We start from the raw sequence: 22166 nt of genomic DNA, 5'->3' as shown, positions 1-22166 counted from the left end.
ATGGCAGGCAATACCCTTACTGGTCTGATCCCGACCATCTATACCGCGCTGGACGTAGTGTCCCGCGAGCAAACTGGTTTTATTCCTGCGGTGGCGCGTGACGCGAAAGCGGATGCTGCTGCAAAAGACCAGACCGTACGTGCGCCAGTCGCACCTGCAGCCACCACTGAAGATATTGTCCCTGGTCCTTCAGCGCCTAATTCTGGCGACCAGACCATCGGTGGTGTGGATGTCAAAATCACCAAATCCAAAATGGCCCCGGTGAAATGGAATGGTGAAGAGCAATTGGCTCTGGGCCCGGCTGGTACCTACAACACCATCCTGGCTGACCAGTTCAAGCAGGCTTTCCGTGCGCTGGCGAACGAAGTGGATGCGGATCTCGCTGCGCTGTACCTCAACTCCTCCCGCGCTGTTGGCGCGCCGAAGAATACCCCGTTCAGCATCAAAGACGATCTGACTGATGCTGCGTTGGCGCGTCAAATCCTGACCGATAACGGTGCGCCGACTACTGATTTGCGTATGGTGCTGGGTGGCGAAGCGATGGCATCCATCCGTGGTAAACAGGCTGTACTCTTCAAAGCGAACGAAGCGGGAACCGACCAACTGCTGCGTGAAGGTGTTATCGGTCGCATCATGGGCTTCAACCTCCACGAATCCTTCAGCATCAAGCGTACCGCGAAAAGCGCTGCTGCTGGCTATAAGGTCAATGGCGCGAAGAAAGAGGGCGATATCATCATCGCTATCTCTGCTGGCACCGGCGGTATTGCTGCAGGTACTGCGGTGAAGTTCGCCGGTGATGACAATCAGTATCTGGTCGTTGCGGCTACGTCTTCCACTATCACTATTAGCGCGCCGGGCCTCCGTCAGGATCTGGCAGATCAGGCTGATGTCACCGTGTTGAGCGAATTCGTACCGAACATGGCGTTTGACCGCGGGGCATTCCTGCTGGCCAGCCGTACCCCGGCGATGCCTGAAGGTGGCGATACTGCTGATGACGTCATGAATGTGACCGACCCGGTATCTGGCATCACCTTCCAGGTGGCGCTGTACCGCCAGTACCGTCAGGTGCGTTATGAAGTGGGTCTGGCATGGGGTGTGGCTGCTGTGGCGCCACGTCATTCCGCCATCATCATGGGTTAACCCAGGGGGCTTCGGCCCCTTTGTTTTTCAGGAGGCCCAATGGCCGGATTAACCAAAGAGCAGCGCGCTCAGCGTGAAGCGGAAAAGCTTGCAGCTCAGCAGGCCGCTGATAAAAATCCTGCCCAGCAGGAACAGCAGCAGGAACAGCAGCAGGAACAGCAGCAGGAACAGCAGCAGGAACAGCAGCAGGAACAGCAGCAGGAACAGCAGCAGGAACAGCAGCAGGAACAGCAGCAGGAACAGCAGCAGGAACAGCAGGGTATTGAGCTGGTGGTCATGTTACGTGACACCCCAGAATTCCCTGGCGGCCCGCTGCGCGCAGATGTTCATCCTGATGAAGTGGATAACTGGCTGGCGCTGGACTGGCGTCTGGAGGAATAACCATGCTGGTTGCCGATCCCAACTCTCCAGGCTTCAACAGCTACGCCAGCGTGTCAGACCTGCGGGCATTTGCCGCCGGGCGCGGATATAGCATTCCTGCAGATGATGGTGAGTGCGGTCAGATGCTGATGCAGGCAATGGACTTTCTGGAAGGGAAGGCCTGGCGCGGTCAGCGTTCCAGCGCATCACAGCCTCTATCCTGGCCGCGTTCCGGCGTGCGCTTCGATGGTGTTGACCTGTCGAATGATGCGATTCCACAGCGCCTGATTGATGCTCAATGTCGCCTGGCCATCGAATCGCAGGAGATTGACCTCACCCCGTCTGTCGCTGGCGGTGGGGCGGTGACGATGGAGCGCGTCGAGGGTGCGGTAACAGTCCAGTATGAGCCGGGAACGAATAAAGCTTCTCCGTCATTCCCATGGTTCTATTCCGCACTGCGCGGGCTTGTAGTGGGCGGCAACCAGGTCCGGATCGAAAGGGGATAGCATGGCAATCGACTATCGCCGCATGCGCGCTACGGCAACGCGGCTCCTGAAGGATAACGGCAAATCCTACCAACTGACCCGAGGCGGTACCACCACCCGCGATCAGCACGGGAAAGAGATTACCACCGAGCCTGTTATCGCGACCGTTACCGGCGTTATCACTGAATACTCAACTCGTGAAATCGACGGTTCTCTGATTGCTACAGGCGATAAGAAGCTGGCGGCCACGTTTGAAACTGAGGTGCGCATCGGTGACATCATTGATATCGACGGCCAAAAGTGGCGCGTGGTACAGCCGAATCCGGTTAAGCCGGCAGACATGTTGATCTCCTATAACATCCAGCTAAGGACCTGATATGACCAGTTCCGTAAATCAGCCGTTCCTGGCTGCTATTCAGCTGTTCGTTGATGGCTCAAAGCAGGAGACTGAGGAGGTAGTGCGCCTGACGGGCATCAAAATTCTGGCGCAGCTCGTTGATATGTCACCCATTGGGCAGCCGGAAAAATGGGAGGTAAACCAGACCGCAGTGGCCTATAACGCTGCGGTGCGTGACCATAATGCTGCGCTTCGCAATGACCCGGCCAACGTCACAAAGGCAGGATATCTGAAGCGTGGTCGAGCGGTTAACGATTCGATGGATATCAAAAAGCCTGATGGGTATGTTGGAGGCCGTTTCAAAAATAACTGGTACGTGGGATTTGATAGTCAGCCGACCCAATCCAACGATACGCCAGACGCATCGGGGCAGGGTTCGAACTCCCGGGGTATGGCGGTGCTGGAGGTGTTCCGGGTGGGGCAGGTCAGCTCGATTTACTTCACCAATAATCTGCCTTACTCCGTAGCCCTGGAGAACGGGCACTCCGGTCAGGCGCCGGGCGGCATGGTGGGTATCACTGCGCTGGATGCCGCGCAGCTGTTCCGTGAGGCAATGAGCGAGGTGCGCAATGGCCGGTGACCAGTCAATGCGGATCGCTGACCTGCTGGAGGGTCGCGTTGCGGCTATATCCTCTTCGCTGGGTCTGCCGGTGGCCTGGCCGAACATCGTGTTTACTCCACCGGATAATGCGCCGTACGGGCGCGTTTACATCTTGCCGGCTCAAACAGTCGGGCAAGATATGGAAGGCCAGCTGCGAACCTATCAGGGCATTCTCCAGCTCAACATCATCGCTCCGGCGGGTAGCGGCGTGACTCAGGCCAGAGGACTGGCTCAGTCCATCGCTGACGCTTTCCCCGAAGGGCTACCGCTGGTGGATGGTGACCTGACGACTTACATCAACGGGCCGCCACAGATTCGTTCACCAATACAGGACCGTCCGACATCTGCACCAAACGGCAGCAGCGGCTCCATAACCTATACCATCCCCATCAGCATGCAATACCGCGCTGATTACTGACCCGTCACTCGGCGGGTTTTTTATTACATAAATTCAGGAGAATGCTATGGCATTCGCAATCCCTAACGGGTCACGTGTAAACGTGGCCAAGGCCTATCTTGCGCCGATTGTCTTCACTGCGGCGTCCAATGCAACGGAATGCGAACTGACCGTTGCCTCTGCGGCTGGCATCCTCGCGGGTGATGTCGTCCAGGTCAGCTCTGGCTGGCTGAAGCTCGACAACATGGTGGTGCGCGTCAAATCAGTCACCGGTACTAAAATCGTGCTGGAAGCGTTCGATACCACCGATACCACGAAATTTCCGGCAGGTACCGGTGCGGGTACGCTTCGTAAAATCGATTCGTGGATCACCATGCCTCAGGTCATGACCTTATCTACCGAAGGTGGCGACCAGCAGACTATCAGCATCCAGTTCCTGGAGGATGATAAGGCCCGTACTATCCCGACGTTTAAAAACGCCGTGGTGCAGGTCTACACTTTCGCTCATGACCCGCAGTTGGCTATCTACAAACGTCTGATTGAGCTTGATGAATCGAGCGATACCACGGCGGTATGGTTCCACAACCCGCGCGGGAAAGCAGATCGTTACTACTCTGCCAAGGTGTCCTTCCAGAAAGTGCCGAAGACCGAAATTAACGCTGTGGAAAGCAATGAAGCACGCATGAACTTCGAATCGGATATGCAGATTTACCCGATTGTTGATGCCTCCGCTACGCCATTGGCGTTCCTGACCGACCTGCCTGGCACGAAGTCAGCGACCGTGGGTTCCGCGCTGGACCTGGCTGTGGTCATGCAGGGCGGTTCTGCACCTTACACCTACGTGTGGAAGAAGGGCGGCACAGCCATTCCTGGCAAAACTGCATCAACATTCAATATTCCGTCGGTCGCTTCCGGTGATGCCGGTTCGTACACCTGCGAAGTCACTGACGCCGCAGGCAAGACCCTAACGTCGGCGGCATGCACCGTTACTGTCAGCTAACCAATCAGGCCCGGTTCGCCGGGCTTTATTTCGCAATGAGTACCGCTGGCGAATTTTCTGTATTCGCATTACCCATCTTTTCAAACTGCGCCTTCACACGCGCTCTCTAACCAAGAACCTTTCAGAAAGCGTTCCTGAGAACTGCCGTTAGTGCCGGTGGGCCTCTTGGGGCGGCTTTTCTGTGTGAACAGGTTCGCTTTTTAAAAGGTACACACCATGAATCACCCAACCGTCTCAGTGAATGGGGTCTCCGTCCGCGTTGATGACGAAGGCCGGTACAGTCTTAACGATCTTCATGCGGCAGCGGTAGCTAACGGAGAGGCTACTGAGTCACAAAGGCCCAGCGTCTTCCTGCGTAGCGCGCAGATCAAACGCTTCGTTAAAGCGCTAAAATCCAAAGCACTAAAAAGTGCTTCGGAACAAAATCAACCACTTAAGGTTATAAAAGGCGGTGATCAAAGTGGTGCATGGGGCATTGAACTTCTGGCAATCCGCTATGCCGCCTGGATAAAACCAGAGTTTGAGATTGAAGTGTACGAAGTATTTAGAACAGTGGTGCGTCTGGGTATTAGTGCCATGTCGCGCCTGAACAAAATCGACCACATCATCAACACTGAAACCAAAGCAATTAGCCAGTGTGCAAGTCAGATGGCTAAGTGGGGTATTGGTGGGCGCAAACAACTCCTGCATTCAGTCCGGGAGCGTGCTGCTGACGAAGTCCAGATGTATCTGCCCGGCATTAACTAATACCCGCTCCGGCGGGTTTCTTTTTTTCTAAGGAACCGAAATGACCCAATTCTCCCTGATCCCAAACCCAACCTTCTCCGCAATTGCCAGCATCCCGCGCGCCGGTACTGAAGACGGCAAGCTTACATTCACCTTCCGCCATAAGACGCTGGAAGAGCTGCGCGCGATGGACGAGAAACTGCAAAAGGATGCAGCAAGCAAGAAAGCTGCTATTGAGCCGCAGGCCGATTACCTGATGGAAATCGTCGATGGCTGGGCGCTGCCGGATGAACTCACCCGCGATAACGTGATCGTCCTGCTGAAGAACTACCCTCGCGCGTTTGACAGCATCGGCCTGGCTTACACCAAGGAACTCATGGGCATCCGCGAAAAAAACTAAGGCAGGTCGCCGCAGCGATGTATACGCCGGGGCCGACTCTTGCGGAGTTGAGCGCTTTTGGTTTAACGCCTGAGGACGTAGAGGAAGAGGTGGGGATTCTGCCGTCGGTATGGAAAGCTTTCACCATTTTCTCCACGCTGGCGACCCAATGGCGCGTTGGCGCGAGCGGGGCGACCGGCCTTGATTACAACGTACTCCCCTGGATGTTTGAGTTACACGGGGTTGAGGATGCGGCGGCCTGTATGGCTGACCTTCAAATCATGGAAAGCGAGGCACTTAAGGTAATGCATAAGGAGACGAAATAATGTCAGACCAAATCGCCTCGATTACTTTGAGGGCTGATGTTGCCGACCTGAAAACAGCCAGCAATGAACTGGATAAACTCGGAGAAGCGGCGGCCGGCGCCGTCGGCAAGGCTGATGACCTGAACAGTGTTTTCCGTGCCGGTGCTGAGTCTACCAAACAAGGCACGGCAGGGATTAAGGAACAGCAGACCGCGCTGAAAGGGCTGCTGGAAAACATCGACCCGGTAAACAAGGCGCTGAACCGGCTTGACGAGCAGCAGGCAGCGCTGCGTAACTTCCAGACGAAGGGGTTCCTTGATACCGATTCGTTCCAGGCGTATAGCAAAATCCTGGACGATACCCGCCTAAAGCTGACCGACACTGGCGAAGCAGCGGCGAAAGCTCAGGCTGAACTGGCAGCCACCCAGGCCGCCGAGAAGCAATCCGCTGCGCTGAAAAACCTGCTGGGTTCCATCGACCCTACCATCCGGGCATTCAACTCGCTGGATGAGCAGCATGCGCAGCTTGTGGCGCACTTCGAGTCGGGGCGCATCAATAGCGCGCAGTTCGAGCATTTCAACGGCATTCTCAACCAGACGCGTGAGCGCCTTTCTGGTGTCGCTGACGTACTGCCTGAAGCGTTGTCCCGACAGGAGGCCGCTGCCCGGCGAGCTGGTATCTCTGTGGGGCAGTACAACCAGGCGTTGCGAACGCTACCAGCACAGTTCACTGACATCGCTACGCAGTTGGCTGGTGGGCAGTCGCCATTCCTGATCCTGCTACAGCAGGGAGGGCAGATTAAAGACCAGTTCGGTGGGGTTAAAGGGGCTCTAACGGGGGTGGGCGACTATTTACGCACTCTGTTAGGTTTCATTAATCCTGTAACGATAGGTATTAGCGGCCTGGTTGTAGGTCTCGGGGCGATGGCTGTAGCTTGGTACAAAGGCAGCCAGGAAGCCAGTGAGTTTAATAAGCAGCTCATACTCACGGGTAATTATTCGGCCAGTTCGGCGAGCCAACTGTCAGACATGGCTCAAAAAATTGGAGGCTCCAGTGGTAAGGTTGCGGCTGCCGCTCGGACGCTAGCGGAGGTGGTTGGGGCAGGGACGTTTAAAACGGAGCAGCTCGAAACAGTTACCAGGGCGGCGCTGGCGATGCAGGAGGCCACTGGCCAGTCTGTTGACGCCACCATTAAGAACTTCCAAAAGCTGTATGCCAGCCCAACCAAGGCGGCGGAGGATCTTAATTCTACGCTCCATTTCCTTACCTCATCGCAATACGACTACATTTCGGCACTGGAGCGTCGGGGTGATAAAGAGGGAGCAGCAGAGGCGGCTGCAAAAGCTTATAGCCTGGCTGAGCAAAAGCGCAGCCAGCAAATCCTCGACAACATGGGATTAATTGAGAGAGCTGCTGGTAGCGTCAGCAAGGCACTTAAGGGGATGTGGGATGAACTTCTAAATATTGGTCGCCCTGAAGCTCCGAACGACATGCTCCGCAAGATGCAGTCCGAACTTGCTGAGCGTGAGAAAGCCTTGCTTCCAGATAGACAGCGTCAGGGATATGGATATAGCTATGATGCGAACAGTAACGATCAGGAATATGACGCACGTAGGAAAGCTCAGTTATCAGCGATAAGTGCTTTAAAGGCACAAATAGCGCCACTTCAACAAGCTGCTCAGCTTCAGGAAGATATTAATGCTTCTATTCAGCAAGGAACCGAGGCTGATAACAAGCGAACTAATGCCCTGATTTATCGAAATCGCATCCTCGAACAGTCAGCTACATGGCAGGAAAAGCGCAGCAAGGCCCTGTCTGAACTTTGGAAAAATGTTGCGGCCTCGCCCGGCGACTGGAGCTCAGCACAGCGGCAGCAGGCTGTGGATGCCATTAATAAACAGTTTCATCCGGACAAAACTCCCAAGACTCCAGCCGTTAAGGTTTCAGCCGGTGATCGCTCAACCGACACCTACAATGCTGAGACTCTAGCTCTGCAAGCGCAGCTCAAAACGCTGCAGGATCATCGTGACATCAACGATGTAATCAGCCAGCAGCGTAAGCAGCAGTGGGAGTTAATCTCAAAAATCACCATCCTCGAGTCCACAGCTAACGATCCGAAAGGGCGTGCATTAACTTTCGATGAAAAATCGTTGCTGGCGAACAAAGAGAAGCTGCTGGCCCAGGCAGATATTAATGCCGGACTGGGTGATCAAATTGCCAAGCAGCAAAAATTGAACTCATTGGCTGACCAGGCAACTAAGTTCGCCCAGCAACAGTCTGCCAAGCAGGCGAAAATTGCGGCAGCAGCTAGAGGCTTGTCCACCAGAGAGGCTGAAAGGGAGGCGACGCGCCAGCACCTGACTGAATCCTACGGCTTTAACCAAGACGCTCAGAAAAAGGTTCTCGCAGATCAAGAGGAGACCTACCGGAAAGAAGATGAACTTCGCAGCGACTGGCAGGCTGGCGCAAAGCGGGGCTGGGCCGATTATGCCGACTCAGCAACAAACACGTTTGAAGCAATGCGAAATGTGGCCGGTTCAACCTTCAGTGGTCTATCCGACATGTTGACAGATCTGGTTACTACCGGCACTGCAAGCTTCAAAGACTTCACCAAGTCCATGTTGAAGATGATCGCGCAGGTAACGAATCAGTTGCTTGTGGCTTACGCCGTTCAGGCTGCGATGGGGTGGATTAGCGGTAGTGCTGGTGGCAACACGCCAGGCGGAGCATATGCCAGCGCTGCAAACTCTGGAGTTAGCCTGTTTGATTCCGGTGGTTACACAGGTGCGGGCGGTAAATATGAACCCGCAGGCATCGTGCATAAAGATGAGTTCGTTTTCACCAAAGAAGCCACTAGGCGGATCGGCGTAGATAACCTATATCGTCTAATGAACAACGGTAATTTAGGCCGTTACGCTTCTGGTGGGCTTGTTGGGGGAAATCAGGCTGGGGCGGCAGACTCTGGTGTGCCAATTATCAGCGTCAGTTTTGGTGACATAAACATTGGTTCAGGTGGACAGGCCAATACAGGTGGCTCAGCAAATGCTGCAGCTATTGGCAGGCAACTCAACGATGCGATGATTGACACCATTAATACTCAAGTAAGAAAACCAGGCACTCCGCTGTGGAATGCCGTTAGAGGGAAATACTAATGAAAATTGCAGAAGTAAAGGTCTCTGATGTTGTTTGGTATGCCAACGAAAATGGAAAGGCGATCAGTGCCTTCGTGACTTTCTATGGCCCAGACGATTGCACTCGCATTGCAAGTGTCCCTGTTAACTTGCCATATCAGCTAGACCTGACCCTTAAGCAAGTTGAAGAGCTTGCCATTGCCACTGCTAAGGGTACGCTAAAAGCGGTCGCTACTAGTTTCTGATCGTTACATCCCTATCTCCCCTGGTTATCATGAGAAAAAACATGATAATCATGGGGATGATAATGAGAAAAATGTTTTGCTTAAGTTTGGCCTGTATTGCACTTACTGCGTGTAAACCTTCAGAGGAAAAAGCACTACAACTCGGGCAACAAGAAATTGCAAATGGGTTGATGGATCCCGATAGCGCCAAATTTAAAATGGTTAGGTTCAATTTGGACAAAAACCAGCAGTCCGGGGATGTTGTGAGCGGTTTCGTATGTGGCAGGGTTGCTGGGAAGAATGGGTTTGGTGCGTATGTTGGCTACCATCCTTTCTATGTTCATATCAAGATGACTCCCAAAGGGGCGTTTTCTAAAGGTGTGAATTATGAGATCGGAGAAAAAGCGATATACCCCGATGGAAGAGATGAGTCATGGATAGATCTTGACGGAAACTCTTATGTTAGCCGCTGCGGTGCCACACCATCCAAATGAGTTTATGTAGAGCCTTCTAACCACCACCACCACCCAAACCCAAGCCTCGCTAACGCGGGGCTTTTTTACATCTATAGCCGAGAGGTAAGCGTCACCTCATAGTGAAATCAGCGATCGAGCGTGCAGTGTTAATTTCTTGAGCTTTCTGAACTGTATGCCTGATTATTTCTGCAGTTAAAACAGCAAGTTTTATCCTACCTGGAGTAGCTGTGCTACTGAAGAGGTGCCTGCCTTGAACTGAACCGTCTTCATCGTAAATCTCTATTTCAGGATCTGCTAATCCGACCAATGTACGATCAGGGGACATGCTTCTGATATTGTCCGTAATTGAGGCTATTACATTGTCGCTGATATCCGCTTGGTGAGTGTGAGCGAACAGGTTTCTTAATGTGTTTAGTCTTTTCATTGCATTATAGAGCGGAATCGGGAGGCCTAGATTTCGAGCAACTTTAAGCTTGGCATTGCATTCGATTTTGACCCTATCATCTGCTGTACCGAAAACATTTTCATTATTACATATTCCACATACCCAAGCCTCTGCAAGTTGCTCACAGATTAGATGCGAGCGGAGTACGGCGCCGATGTTATCGGTCGTAGACATAATCTGAATCATAGAGTCTGGCACAACATCGAACTGCGCCACATTCATAAACACGTAAAAATTCATAATTAACCTCAGGAGTTTTCATGACTAGTAAAATTGAATTTGCGGTTATTGTTTTGGGTGATAATTACTCAAAAATCGCATTCGGGAACCATGCGGCCACTTACGATTTGGGAGGGAAGCTAAAGTCTGTGGTAAACCCCACAGGAAACATCGACTTCCCCAAGCATCTTGAAGTTCTTGATTTCCGGAACGGTCATAAACCGTCAATAAAAACCCATCATATTGCGCCGGGGTTATTCCTATAGTTTTATGCTGAGTCGATCCTGATTAATGATGCTAAATCCACCTTATCACTTCATTAGTGCAGTCATGCCGGCTGTTGTTACAGTTTGGATGACGACTTTAAGCGCTTCAGTAGATAACTCCCCTAAAGTGGATTTAGCCTTTTCTTTGTCAGCACTATCCATGTCCGAAATGGCTATAAGATCTTCAAGGACAACAACGGCCTCTCGGTGGAACTTGATGGTGGTGACATTAAGAATTGCTGAAAGACCGCCGTCGTCCTGCATAAAATCGATCCCACGACAAGTGATGCGCATGTGATCGAGAAATGAATAAGGGTCGTCACTCCTCTGTTCGCGTATTGTCAGTAGCCCGTGCTCTTTTAGATAAAGGATATTGGCTGATAACTTAATGCTATCAACGGCGGCAATCTCTGGTGAAAAATCACTCCAAGAGGTATGCCCAGGGTATGCGGCAAGGCATATGGTAAGGAGGTTCCGTTGCAGGTCACGATCAAACTTATCCAATATTTATGTCCTTGATTTTCTTAGATGAAACGCCAGTACAACAGGGTGGTGCCGCAATTTTATCGCTTAGCGGGCTGAGCATACAGCTTATACATACTTAAAGCATAAACACATCCTAATATTCAAACAGTATCCACCTCTGGGTGGTTTTTTTATGGAGTAAATATGGCGGTTGAAACCTATATCTGGCATTCACAGCTCGGTGCTGGTGCCGTGGAATACAGCCAGACGGTGCGGTCTGCACAGTTTGGCGATGGCTACGAGCAGGTGGCTGAGAACGGCATCAACTCCACGGCCATTCAGGTGCCGATGAAACACGTCGGCGCTGACTCTGAAGTGAATACCGTTCGCGACTTTCTGCTGGCACATACTGTGAAAGCCTTCATCATCACTCCGCCAGGTGAAGATAAGGGGCTGTACCGCGTTGTCGCCGACTCCGTGCGCAAAAACCAGATTAGCAGCAAATTCGCTGAGCTGACATTCACGATTAAGCGCGCCTATGGCGTCTATGCCTGAGGTGGAGCATGACAGCACTGATTGATACAGCTGCAATGCTGGCGCCGGGCGGTAGAGTCCGCCTGGTCGAAGTAGATGCTTCAGAGTTCAGTGGCGGTATTCACCGCTTCCATTATTCACCATTTCCTCATTCTCCCGCCGAGATTGATGCTGCGAACGGCGATGAGGCAAAGCTAGGACCAAAACCCATCATCTGGGATGGTAAAACCTTCGACTTCTGGCCGTTCCAAATATCCGACCTTGCACTGTCAACCGACCAGGCCGCAGAACCGAAGCTGAGCGTGTCTAACCTCGACGGACACATCACCGCGCTGTGCCTACAGTTCAAAGATATGGTCAATGCGAAGGTGAGCATCATCGATACCTATGCGGTATATCTTGATGCGGCAAACTTCCCAGGAGGCGTGAATGTAACAGCTGATCCGACAATGTTCACGCTCCAGACCTTCTGGCTGGACACCAAAACCTCAGAAGATGATGAGGTGGTTACGTGGTCGTTGAGTAGCCCAGCGGATTTGCAGAACCTGGTTATTCCCACCCGTCAAATTACATCGCTGTGCGAGTGGGCGCTGCGCGGCCAGTACCGAAGCGGTGACGGCTGCACCTACAACGGAACAGCGTATTTTGATGCGAAGGGGAATGCGGTTGCTGACCCTGCGCTTGACGTGTGCGGTGGTTGCCTGAGCGATTGCCGCAAGCGATTTGGTGCGGGCCTGGCTGAACCCAATACTGCCACCCTCGATTTTGGTGGATTCCCGGCAACTGTTCTCTTCTCCCGATAAACGGAAATACCAATGAACAAAACTATTATGGCTGCTATCCGGGCGCATGCTCTGGAGGAGTCGCCACGAGAGTGCTGCGGCTTTGTCATCCAATCAGGACGGCGTCAGCGATATATTTCGGTACCGAACAGTCATGAAAACCCATCTGAGCATTTCCGTATTGATGGTGAGTACTGGGCAAATGCCGAGGATGCAGGGACCATTATTCGAGTCATTCACTCGCATCCTGGCGATGGAGCCAGGGCTATCCCCTCAGACCTCGATCGCCAGCAATGCAACCAGTCAGGTGTGGTATGGGGAATATATGCGCCTGATTGCGATGAATACGCCGAGATAACCCCGGATGCTATTCCGCTAATCGGCCGCCCGTTCATCCTTGGCTCTCACGACTGCTGGGGACTGGTCATGGACTGGCATGCCACCCAGGGTGTAACGCTGAATGATTTCCGGGTCGATTATCCGTGGTGGGAAAGCCACTACCCAGACAACCTGTATTTCGATAACTGGGAGCGGGAGGGGTTTGTCGAATGCGACCCATCGCCAGGCTGTATGGTCATCATGCAGGTTGAATCCAGTAAGTGGAACCATGCGGGGATCATTACCGAGGAAGGCGAACTGCTTCACCATCTGTACGGCCAGCCATCCTGCGTCACGCCGTATGCCCGCGGCTACTTCAAAGACCGGACGATGATCTGCGTCCGCCACAAAGACCTGTCAGAGGAGATTAAACCATGGCGCGGCTAACCACTATTCGTCTGTATGGCACACTCGGCGCACGATTCGGGCGCGTGCATAAACTGGCGGTGCAGACGTCGGCAGAAGCTGTAAAGGCGCTCTGTATCAACCTGGACGGGCTGGAAAGTTACCTGATGAACGCCAAAAAGAACGGCATGACGTTCGCGGTGTTTCGCGGCAAGCGCAACATTGGCGTGGATGATTTTAAGGACCTGTCCGGTGATAGCGATATCCGCATTGCGCCAGTGATGGAAGGGGCGAAGAAGGCGGGCATGTTCCAGACCATTCTCGGGGCGGTGATGGTTGTTGCTGGTGTAATTATTGGTGTGATGACTAGTTGGACTGGGGCAGGTCTGACATTCGGGGCTGGGCTTGTAATGTCCGGTGCATCAATGATGGCTGGAGGTATCTACCAGATGTTGTCACCCCAACCCAAAGGACTACAGGGTCGTGATGACCCTGACAACAAGCCGAGCTACGCTTTCGGCGGTTCGGTAAACACCCTGGCAATGGGCAACCCAGTTGCCATTCTTTACGGAGAAAGAGAAATCGGCGGCGCCATCATCAGTGCCGGCATAGTTGCCGAAGATATCTGACGACTCCTTATCTTTCAATTAGCACCCAATTGGGTGCTTTTTTATGGATGCAATATGGCAACGATTACTGGTGCGAAGGGCGGCAGCCAAAAACAGCATACACCTGTAGAACAGCCGGACTCCGCGCAGTCAATGGCTCGCTGCCGCATGCTTCTGGCTCTGGGGGAAGGTGAGTTTGCAGGTGGGTTGGATGCCACGCGCATTTTCCTGGATGGTACGCCGCTGGGCAATTCTGATGGCTCTATGAATTTTGAGAATGTGTCATGGGATTTTCGCCCGGGAACTCAGATTCAGACAACGATCCCCGGCTTTCCTGCGGTAGAAAACGAAACCAGCATTGGTGTTTCGCTGACGAAAGTCGCTCCATGGACAAGGGCAATTAGCAATACCCAAATCGATGCTGTTCTGGTGCGTGTCGGTATTAATGGGCTTCAGCAGCAGGAGAATGATGGCGATATCGTTGGCACAACTGTTCAGTACCATATCGATCTTGCCATTGATGGTGGGGTTTACGCGACGGTAATGACCAAAACGGTTACGGAGAAACTCAGCTCTCTCTATGAATTGACACACCGTATTAACCTGCCGAAAGCGAACACAGGCTGGCAGATTCGGGTCGTGCGCGATACCGACGACAGTACCAGCCAGATGCTCCAGAACAAAACGCAGGTACAGGCGATCACCGAGGTGATAGATGCTCGCCTGCGCTATCCGCATACTGCGCTGCTGTATGTGTCATTCAACGCAAAGTCATTCAGCAATATCCCGAAGATTTCTTGTAAACCTAAAGGTCGGGTAATCCGCATCCCTCAGAACTACGATCCGATTACACGCACTTATGGCGGTACATGGGACGGTACATTCAAGTGGGGATGGACGAATAATCCTGCATGGATCTGGTTCGATATTCTTACTGAACCTCGCTTCGGCCTGGGTCGCAGGGTTACGCCAGCGATGCTCGATAAATGGGAGTTATATCGTATTGCCCAGCGCTGCGACCAGAAGGTGGCGGATGGTAAGGGTGGCAGCGGTACCGAGCCTCGCTTTATGTTTGACGTTTATATCCAGGCTCAGGCCGATGCCTGGCAGGTGATTAAGGATATTGCGGCTGGTTTCAATGGCATGACGTTCTGGGGCAACAATATGTTCAATGTTGTCTCTGATATGCCTGCGGATACGTCAAAACTTCAGATACTCACTCGAGCTTCTGTTGTCGGTAAGCCAACGTACTCCAGCGGAAGTGAAAAGAACCGATATAGCTCAGCGCTGATTAACTTTAGCGATCCGGAGAATCACTATCAGGACCGAACTACAGCAGTAATGTTTCCTGACCTGGTAAAACAGTTCAAGTTTAAGCAGACACAACTCACTGCAATCGGATGCACGCGCGAAAGCGAGGCGCAGCGCCGCGGAGGGTGGGCCGTCTACTCCAACTCGCTGGATCGCATTATCACTGTTCAGACGGGACTTGATGGCTTCGCTTATGTGCCTGGGACCGTATTTGCGTTTGCAGATGAACGGCTATCTGGCCGTGTCTATGGTGGACGTATCACTGATTACAACGCCGCGCTGAAATCTGTAACTACCGATCGGGGTACAAGTGCCGTACCTGGCGACACTCTGATGATTCGTACTCAGGGTGGTACCGTTGAGAGCCGAACCATCCAGGCAGTTAATGGCCAGCAACTGATACTGGCAACTGCCTTTACTGCTGAGCCATTACCTAATGCCATTTTTGTTATCGATGCAGGTCAGTTGCGCCTCCAGTATTTCCGTGTAACCAATCTGACATTTAACGATGAGGAGAACACCTATAGTATCACCGGTGCAGAGTACAACGGGGCGAAATATGATGCCGTTGATAACAATGCCCGACTGGATACGCCACCGATCAGTCTGATACCGACAGGCCTGGTAGGGCAACCGTCGAACATCGCAATTAGCAGCTACGATTCGGTCCGCCAGGGGCAGCGTATCGCCACTATGGTTGCGAGTTGGGATGCGCCAGTAGATAAAAACGGGAAACCTCAGGCTGATATCGTCGCGTATCAGGCACAGTGGAAACGTGGTGATAATGAGTGGATCAATATTCCCGAAGCAGGCCTACGCAATATAGAGGTCTCCGGAATTTTTTCCGGTGATTACCTTGTGCGAGTCCGCGCTATTAATTCTGGTGGCGCTTCCAGTTTGTGGGCATCTTCTGTTCTGACTCATCTCACTGGGCGTACAGGGGAAGTTCCCAAACCGGTTGGTCTGCGCACCACAGCAATCAACTGGGGTATTCAGGTTGACTGGTCCTTCCCGGTTGATACAGGTGACACCCTCCAGACTGAGTTGCAGTATTCAGTAAACGGCAATGGGGATAACCCTCTGCTGCTTGCCGGAGTTCCTTATCCGCAACACACCTACACACAACTGGGCTTAAAGGCTGGTGTTGAATTTTGGTACCGGGCTCGCCTGGTCGACCGTATTGGTAATCAGAGTGACTGGACCGACTGGGTTCGTGGTGAATCTAATGCGAATGCTGACGACTACCTGGGCGATATTGCTGATGACTTCCTGACGTCTGCAGACGGTGACCGCCTGACAAGCGACATTGATACCAACCTCGAAGCCGCATTGCAGAACGCGCTGGCCAACCACGCAACGGCTGAACATCAGTGGGCGCAGTATGGTGAAGTCCGCGCGGATATTCTGGTGGTCAAAACGACCATTGCTGATGTTGATAAAGCGATGGCTGAAATGACCACCCAGGTACAGGCGCAGATTAAAGATGTGACAGCCTCTCTCGAGGACAAACTGACTGCTACTGTCGATGCTTCGGGTGCGACGGCTATTCATACCCTGAAAGCCGGAGTGCGCATCAACGGTATTTTTTACAGTGCCGGGATATCAATTGCGGTACTGGCCGAAGCGGGTAAGCCGGTGGTCACTCGCGTCGGATTTAACGCCAACCAGTTCGTCCTGATGAGTGGCAGCGGTGATACGCAGTATTCACCCTTTGCTGTTGTTAATGGTCAGGTGTTTATCAGTTCTGGCTTCATCCAGGATGGCACTATTATCAATACAAAAATTGGTAATTACATTCAGTCTAACACCTGGGATGGTACCGGTAATGTTGGTTGGCATATCAACAAATCAGGCTATGCGACATTCAATGATGTCACTGTCCGTGGTTCAATTTATGCCAACAACGGTAATTTTGCATTTAACGGCACCAATAACACTGTCGTCATCAACGGAAATGGGCTGACCGTTAATTTGTCTGGTGGTGGACGGGTTGTCGTCGGGAGGTGGTCATAATGCCGGAAGGTATTCTGATTGATTACAACGATGGCCGTCCGGTGATGGCAATTACTGCGGGGCTTCGCGCCCCGAGTTTTTGTACATCCTTCTCGGGCTGGTCATCCCAGTTCATGCAGTACCCTGTCAATACGCCACTCGTTCCTGGCTCACAGGCTATCGTGGTGCCAACCAATCCCATTTACATCTATTCCTTTGCTGAATTTGATGTGGCCATAATGAGCAGCGTCACCCGAAACGGTGATTCAGGGGTGATTATCGGGGCTGAGACAATCGGTGGGAAAAGCATTGTCCCTGACTGGTCAGGCTACGTTATGGAGCTGCTGCCTGCGGCGACGTATAACGAAGGTTTACTGGTTTCAAACTCGACTGACTTTACCGCTATATCCAATCAGGCTGCGCTGATGACCTGCGCTTATTACGGGCGCATTACGGTTAGCGGCAGCGCTGCGCTTCCGGTCAGCGGTATTCCTTTCGGCAAATGGGATAACCCGAATGTGTCGGTGGGGTTTGATGGCACCAGTATCATCGTTCGCGATATTTCCTACACAGGGCGGGACGACGTGGCCGGAACGGCGACGATAGACCTGGTGATATTCAACCAGACCGCACCAGTTGGCGGAGACGGTATTACGATGACCAACGCAGCAGGTCAGGTCACGTTCTCCACGCTGAAACGCCCATTTGTGTATGACCGTCAAATTCAGATCACCGATGCTTTCCAGAATATTGGCGGCGGGTTCTGCCAGATAGTTTATACCGGCGTGCAGGTTCGTATGGATGGCGGTTACGGAAACATACGGACGAAGGGCGTCGTGATGTCCGGTGGTAATGTCAGGTCAGCCTACAACAAAGTCTTTGCTAACCACAACTCCGGTTCATGGGATATGACCAGAAACAGAAATATCACCATGCCCATTCTCATTCTTCCCAATATGTACTGAGGAAAACGTATGTCAGCAGGAACCTTAACCCTGACGAATAACTCTGCTCTGGTATCAGGGGCAGGAACGTCATTTACCACAGAGGTGGCGGCCGGAGATTTTATTGTTGTCACTGTCGGCGGCATTCCCTATACGCTCCCGGTTAAGTCCGTGGAAAGTGGTACAGCGTTGACGCTCGTCAGTAATTATACCGGACCCACACAATCAGGCGCCGCCTGGTCAGCCGTTCCCCGCGTAGCGCTGAATATGGTTACCGCTGCACTGGTTACCCAGAGCGCAGAGGCGCTTCGCGGCCTGAACTACGACAAACAGAACTGGCAGCAGGTATTCAGCGGTACCGGGACAATAACTGTAAAGTTACCTGACCAATCAACGTTTACCGGCCCATCCTGGAAATACCTTGCCGATAATATGGCAACAAAAAGTAACGGGGCTGTCCCTGTTAACCAGGGGGGAACCGGTTCAACAACCAGTTCAGGAGCCAGAACATCTCTTGGTTTAGGAACCGCAGCAACAAGAAACGCAGGCACACAGGATGGGAATGTACCTCTTGTTGGTAGTATGTGGGGGTTTGGGTATGGTACAGCGGGGCATGTTGTTATAAATGCCGCTTCGAATAATGACATTTATTCGGCACTTATTAATTATGGATCCTGCGTATTTCGAAATAACACTACCCCACCGGGTGTTCCGTCCACAACATTCGGTGCGAGTCTGTGGTTACAAACGGGAGATACAGCGGGGGCGATTCAGATACCTTACTCACCTTCTGGTACAGTGACGGTTATATCGGCCCAGGCAGGTGTCGGAGTATTCTCGCGGACAATGTACGATACTGCCAACACCACGGTGGACAGCAACGGGTTCATTAAAAAAGCATCTCCGATTGTTAAACTGAAAGGAGACGGATCAGCGGAGGTTAACTACCAGGCTGAAGGAGCTTCGACAGAACGTCTTGACCTTGGCGTTTATCGTATTTCCGGTGTTTTGGGCTTCAACTCAACTCCTGAATGGGGGGGGATCGATGGAGGCATTGAGATACCGCTCGACCGAAACAAACAACCCCTGCTGTGGGTGGATTATAAAATTGAATCAGACGGTTCCATTCTGCTGAAAACGTATCACCGGACACATCCGTCAGCACCGGAGTTTGCACGTAATTTAATTGGCTACGAGTCTGATGATGGGAATTTTATCGAAACGGTAAAAAATGGGGAACCTGTCGATATCCCTTCAGGGCGCTGGGTGGATCTGCGTGTTGAAATGCCAGCAGACAGTATCCGGAACCGGCGTCAGGAAGAGATGAGAGTAGCGATGGAACAAGCTGAGCAGACGCGTACTGAAAATCAGCAGGATACTCAGCTGTGATCACCATTACTGCGGGTATGCCTAAAGCATGGCATACCCGTTAGTTAATCTTCAACTAGCCACATATCAGCCTCTTCAAACATTTCCTGCACAGTACGGCTTATCTGTTCCTTCTCGTGCTTGCTGGCGTCAGTGTTGATTGCTGGCAGTGTCATCATCGGTTTAACCCGGACATCAGCATCGGGGAAGATCCGGTGAACCCTCTTAGTCAATTCACCCAGAATGATATCTTTTGCATCGGGCAGACCATCAAAATTCCTTTTGTCATAAACGAGTTCCACGAACATGCTTTAACTCCTCTTTACTGTGTATAACGTCAGTATATACTGTATATATAAACAGTATCAATGTGAGTGAGTTTATTATGATGTTTTATTCACCAGCAGAGCTGCGCCAGATAGTTGGGCTCCCCTTGTTCAGCGATCTTGTTCCCTGTGGCTTCCCATCTCCGGCGCAGGACTACGTTGAAAAGCGTATTGATTTAAATGAACTGTTAGTGAAACACCCCAGCGCAACATATTTTGTGAAATCGTCGGGCGATTCCATGAATGGGGCGGGGATAAGTAATGGTGATTTGTTGGTGGTCGATCGATCAAGAAAGGCTGCGCATGGAGATATCGTTATCGCTGCTGTAGATGGGGAGTTCACTGTTAAACGTCTGCAGTTGCACCCGAGCGTCATGCTTGTTCCTGAAAACAGTGCGTATGCGGCCATTATGATAAACAGCGAAGACACGTTGGATATCTTTGGCGTTGTGACGTTTATCGTTAAAGCGGCAAGCTGAACATGTTTGCTCTGGTTGATGTTAACTCGTTTTATGCCAGTTGTGAGACTGCGTTCCGGCCAGATCTGAAAGGAAGGCCGGTTGTGGTTCTCTCAAACAACGATGGCTGTGTTATTGCCCGTAACGCTGAAGCCAAAACGGTTGGTGTGAAAATGGGGGATCCGTATTTTAAGCAGAAGGACTTATTCCGTCGATATGGCGTGGTTTGTTTCAGCAGCAATTATGAACTGTATGCGGATATGTCCAGCAGGGTAATGTTCACGCTCGAGGCGTTGTCGCCACGCTGCGAAATTTATTCGATAGACGAGGCATTCTGTGATCTTGCTGGAGTAAGGAATTGTCGTGTTCTGGCGGATTTTGGGCGGGAATTAAAAGATGCTGTTTATCAAAATACGGGGCTGGCGGTTGGCGTTGGTATTGCCCAGACAAAGACTCTGGCGAAACTGGCGAATCATGCTGCCAAAAAATGGCAGAGACAAACGGGGGGGGTGGTGGATTTATCTAACCTGGATCGCCAGCGCAAACTGATGGCTGCACTTCCGGTTGATGAAGTATGGGGAGTAGGGCGCCGTATTAGCAAAAAGCTGGAGGCAATGGGGATTAAGACGGTTCTGGATCTGGCTGATACTGATATTCGTTTTATCCGGAAGCACTTCAATGTTGTCCTCGAGAGAACAGTGCGCGAACTGCGTGGCGAACCGTGTCTTGAACTGGAGGAATATGCACCTGTAAAGCAGGAAATTGTCTGTTCCAGATCATTCGGGGAACGTATTTCGGATTATGACGCTATGCGGCAGGCCATCTGCAGCTATGCGTCGCGCGCCGCAGAAAAGTTACGTGGAGAGCATCAGTATTGCCGCTTCATATCTACTTTTGTCAAAACGTCACCCTTTGCGTTGAACGAAGCGTACTACGGTAACAGTGCGTCGGTTAAGCTGATCACTCCGACACAGGACAGCCGGGATATCATTGCAGCAGCGACGAGGAGTCTGGATGCAATATGGAAAGACGGGCATCGATATCAGAAAGCCGGGGTAATGCTGGGGGACTTCTTCAGTCAGGGCATCGCCCAGTTGAATCTGTTCGATGATAATGCGCCTCGTCGGGGTAGTGAGAAGTTGATGGAAGTTCTGGATCATCTGAACGCAAAGGAAGGAAGGGGGGCGCTTTATTTCGCCGGACAGGGGATCCAGCAACAATGGGCGATGAAGAGAGAGATGCTGTCACCACGATATACGACTCGCTATGAGGACTTGCTTCAGGTTAAGTAACAGGCTTAATTAAATCTGCTCCCTGATTTTTCACATTCCCTACGGCACGCGTTACGGCATGCCATATAAATTTATCAGCCGGCACGGAGCCGTCGGCTGCAATTTCCGTCGCCTCTTTCCCTCCAATGTCCTGCCTCATCCATTCGCGTGCGGCCTCTGGCGACAGTACCAGCGGTCGCCTGTCGTGAATATCTACCAGTCCTTTGTCGGCAGCGGCTGTCACTATCAGGAAACCTTCTGCTTCATCTTCACGTTCAAATGGCGTGCTGCCAATCGCCGCCATAAATATCGGCTGACCATCGGCGCGATGAATGAAGTAAGGCTGCTTCGTGTCACCTTCCTTTTTCCATTCGTACCAGCCATCAGCAAAGCAAATTGCGCGACCGTGCTGCCAGAGTGGTTTAAACATTCTGCTGGTGGCCGCAGTTTCAGATCGAGCATTAATTAGCGGTGGCTTATCCCACCAACCGGGGGCGTATCCCCAGATAACTGGATCAAGATGCAACTGCTCATCACGTTCGCTCAGAAGCAGAACTTTTGTTCCAGGCGCTACGTTGAATCTTCCGATGGGTTCTGGATCGTATGGAATGTCGCATTCTGATTCATCAGCAAGCAGGGCAAGATAATCTTCACGCGTCATTGACTGTGAAAAACGTCCACACATAGGAACCTCCAGCCATATGTCAGACTGAAAGTATAGGGCAGGAAGAAAAAGTGGTGCGCACCGGTAATGATTTAAAAGGAATTTGTAAGGTAAATCGGAATGATGGTTTTGTGAATTGATGAATTCTTAAAAATGGATGGGCGCTCGT

Annotated in this window: 27 protein-coding genes; 23 read left to right on the top strand and 4 right to left on the bottom strand. The window is 51.9% G+C overall.

Annotated features, from left to right (window positions below; genetic code table 11):
- From HV037_RS14375 to HV037_RS14315, 13 genes are all read left to right on the top strand, one after another.
- Positions 1-1140, top strand: a complete 1140-nt coding sequence (locus tag HV037_RS14375; protein WP_016156686.1) for a P22 phage major capsid protein family protein — start codon at positions 1-3, stop codon at positions 1138-1140.
- Positions 1141-1179: 39 nt separating this feature from the next.
- Entirely contained in the window at positions 1180-1521 is a 342-nt protein-coding gene (locus HV037_RS14370; protein WP_103283915.1) for a hypothetical protein, read from the top strand.
- 2 nt (positions 1522-1523) lie between these two features.
- Positions 1524-2006 carry a DnaT-like ssDNA-binding protein gene (locus HV037_RS14365; protein WP_049040893.1) on the top strand — a complete coding sequence of 161 codons (483 nt, stop codon included), beginning with the start codon at positions 1524-1526 and terminating at the stop codon, positions 2004-2006.
- A 1-nt stretch (position 2007) separates the two neighbouring features.
- Complete coding sequence (locus HV037_RS14360) at positions 2008-2361, top strand: hypothetical protein (RefSeq protein ID WP_049040895.1); 354 nt, start codon at positions 2008-2010, stop codon at positions 2359-2361.
- Position 2362: 1 nt separating this feature from the next.
- Entirely contained in the window at positions 2363-2962 is a 600-nt protein-coding gene (locus HV037_RS14355; RefSeq protein WP_049040897.1) for a hypothetical protein, read from the top strand.
- Entirely contained in the window at positions 2952-3401 is a 450-nt protein-coding gene (locus tag HV037_RS14350; protein WP_019076571.1) for a phage tail terminator-like protein, read from the top strand. The genes HV037_RS14355 and HV037_RS14350 overlap by 11 nt, the downstream gene beginning before the upstream one ends.
- A 46-nt stretch (positions 3402-3447) precedes the next feature.
- On the top strand, positions 3448-4380 hold the full coding sequence (locus tag HV037_RS14345; protein WP_049040900.1) for a phage tail tube protein: 933 nt from the start codon (positions 3448-3450) through the stop codon (positions 4378-4380).
- Positions 4381-4596: 216 nt separating this feature from the next.
- A complete protein-coding gene (locus tag HV037_RS14340; protein WP_049040902.1) occupies positions 4597-5127 on the top strand; it encodes a KilA-N domain-containing protein in 531 nt (176 codons plus the stop codon).
- Positions 5128-5167: 40 nt separating this feature from the next.
- Positions 5168-5506 (top strand): phage tail assembly chaperone, encoded by a 339-nt coding sequence (locus HV037_RS14335; protein WP_049040904.1) that lies wholly within the window; start codon positions 5168-5170, stop codon positions 5504-5506.
- A 17-nt stretch (positions 5507-5523) separates the two neighbouring features.
- A complete protein-coding gene (locus HV037_RS14330; protein WP_035895695.1) occupies positions 5524-5811 on the top strand; it encodes a DUF1799 domain-containing protein in 288 nt (95 codons plus the stop codon).
- Positions 5811-8942: a phage tail tape measure protein gene (locus HV037_RS14325; protein ID WP_103283914.1), complete on the top strand. Its 3132-nt coding sequence runs from the start codon at positions 5811-5813 to the stop codon at positions 8940-8942. The genes HV037_RS14330 and HV037_RS14325 overlap by 1 nt, the downstream gene beginning before the upstream one ends.
- Positions 8942-9166 carry a hypothetical protein gene (locus tag HV037_RS14320; RefSeq protein ID WP_049041295.1) on the top strand — a complete coding sequence of 75 codons (225 nt, stop codon included), beginning with the start codon at positions 8942-8944 and terminating at the stop codon, positions 9164-9166. The genes HV037_RS14325 and HV037_RS14320 overlap by 1 nt, the downstream gene beginning before the upstream one ends.
- 62 nt (positions 9167-9228) lie before the next feature.
- Positions 9229-9639 (top strand): hypothetical protein, encoded by a 411-nt coding sequence (locus HV037_RS14315; protein WP_175330120.1) that lies wholly within the window; start codon positions 9229-9231, stop codon positions 9637-9639.
- A 91-nt stretch (positions 9640-9730) separates the two neighbouring features.
- Here the strand turns inward: HV037_RS14315 and HV037_RS14310 are convergent, their stop codons facing one another.
- Positions 9731-10306, bottom strand: coding sequence for a hypothetical protein (locus HV037_RS14310; RefSeq protein WP_049041294.1), 576 nt, complete (start codon positions 10304-10306; stop codon positions 9731-9733).
- A 20-nt stretch (positions 10307-10326) separates the two neighbouring features.
- Between HV037_RS14310 and HV037_RS14305 the strand changes: the two genes are divergently transcribed.
- Positions 10327-10551, top strand: coding sequence for a hypothetical protein (locus tag HV037_RS14305; RefSeq protein WP_049041291.1), 225 nt, complete (start codon positions 10327-10329; stop codon positions 10549-10551).
- A gap of 45 nt (positions 10552-10596) precedes the next feature.
- On the opposite strand, the gene HV037_RS14300 is transcribed toward HV037_RS14305, so the two are convergent.
- A complete protein-coding gene (locus tag HV037_RS14300; protein ID WP_065242451.1) occupies positions 10597-11055 on the bottom strand; it encodes a hypothetical protein in 459 nt (152 codons plus the stop codon).
- 165 nt (positions 11056-11220) lie between these two features.
- On the opposite strand from HV037_RS14300, the gene HV037_RS14295 reads away from it, so the two are divergent.
- Genes HV037_RS14295 through HV037_RS14265 form a run of 7 tightly spaced genes read left to right on the top strand, consistent with a single transcriptional unit; the run spans position 11221 to position 19299 of the window.
- A complete protein-coding gene (locus HV037_RS14295; RefSeq protein WP_049041287.1) occupies positions 11221-11571 on the top strand; it encodes a phage tail protein in 351 nt (116 codons plus the stop codon).
- An 8-nt stretch (positions 11572-11579) separates the two neighbouring features.
- Positions 11580-12353, top strand: coding sequence for a phage minor tail protein L (locus HV037_RS14290; RefSeq protein ID WP_049041285.1), 774 nt, complete (start codon positions 11580-11582; stop codon positions 12351-12353).
- A 12-nt stretch (positions 12354-12365) separates the two neighbouring features.
- On the top strand, positions 12366-13097 hold the full coding sequence (locus tag HV037_RS14285) for a C40 family peptidase (protein ID WP_049041282.1): 732 nt from the start codon (positions 12366-12368) through the stop codon (positions 13095-13097).
- On the top strand, positions 13085-13684 hold the full coding sequence (locus HV037_RS14280) for a tail assembly protein (protein ID WP_049041279.1): 600 nt from the start codon (positions 13085-13087) through the stop codon (positions 13682-13684). Before HV037_RS14285 ends, HV037_RS14280 begins: the two co-directional genes overlap by 13 nt.
- 54 nt (positions 13685-13738) lie before the next feature.
- Positions 13739-16987: a DUF1983 domain-containing protein gene (locus tag HV037_RS14275; protein ID WP_049041277.1), complete on the top strand. Its 3249-nt coding sequence runs from the start codon at positions 13739-13741 to the stop codon at positions 16985-16987.
- Positions 16987-17931: a DUF6453 family protein gene (locus HV037_RS14270; RefSeq protein WP_181500108.1), complete on the top strand. Its 945-nt coding sequence runs from the start codon at positions 16987-16989 to the stop codon at positions 17929-17931. Before HV037_RS14275 ends, HV037_RS14270 begins: the two co-directional genes overlap by 1 nt.
- Positions 17932-17940: 9 nt before the next feature.
- Positions 17941-19299: a hypothetical protein gene (locus HV037_RS14265; protein WP_049041273.1), complete on the top strand. Its 1359-nt coding sequence runs from the start codon at positions 17941-17943 to the stop codon at positions 19297-19299.
- Between the two features lie 44 nt (positions 19300-19343).
- On the opposite strand, the gene HV037_RS14260 is transcribed toward HV037_RS14265, so the two are convergent.
- Positions 19344-19586: a DinI family protein gene (locus tag HV037_RS14260; RefSeq protein WP_049041271.1), complete on the bottom strand. Its 243-nt coding sequence runs from the start codon at positions 19584-19586 to the stop codon at positions 19344-19346.
- A gap of 77 nt (positions 19587-19663) precedes the next feature.
- Between HV037_RS14260 and HV037_RS14255 the strand changes: the two genes are divergently transcribed.
- A complete protein-coding gene (locus tag HV037_RS14255) occupies positions 19664-20083 on the top strand; it encodes a translesion error-prone DNA polymerase V autoproteolytic subunit (RefSeq protein WP_019078490.1) in 420 nt (139 codons plus the stop codon).
- A 2-nt stretch (positions 20084-20085) separates the two neighbouring features.
- The gene (locus tag HV037_RS14250; protein ID WP_049041262.1) at positions 20086-21354 is read left to right on the top strand and encodes a Y-family DNA polymerase; all 1269 of its coding nucleotides are present in this window, start codon (positions 20086-20088) and stop codon (positions 21352-21354) included.
- Here HV037_RS14250 and HV037_RS14245 read toward each other — a convergent pair.
- Positions 21347-22018, bottom strand: a complete 672-nt coding sequence (locus HV037_RS14245; protein WP_049041258.1) for an SOS response-associated peptidase — start codon at positions 22016-22018, stop codon at positions 21347-21349. The two genes, HV037_RS14250 and HV037_RS14245, sit on opposite strands and share 8 nt — an antisense overlap.
- Positions 22019-22166 lie beyond the last annotated feature (148 nt).

Origin of the sequence: Citrobacter sp. RHBSTW-00017, from assembly GCF_013797615.1 — a bacterium.
GTDB lineage: Bacteria > Pseudomonadota > Gammaproteobacteria > Enterobacterales > Enterobacteriaceae > Citrobacter > Citrobacter braakii.
This window is presented reverse-complemented; position numbering and strand designations above follow the sequence as displayed.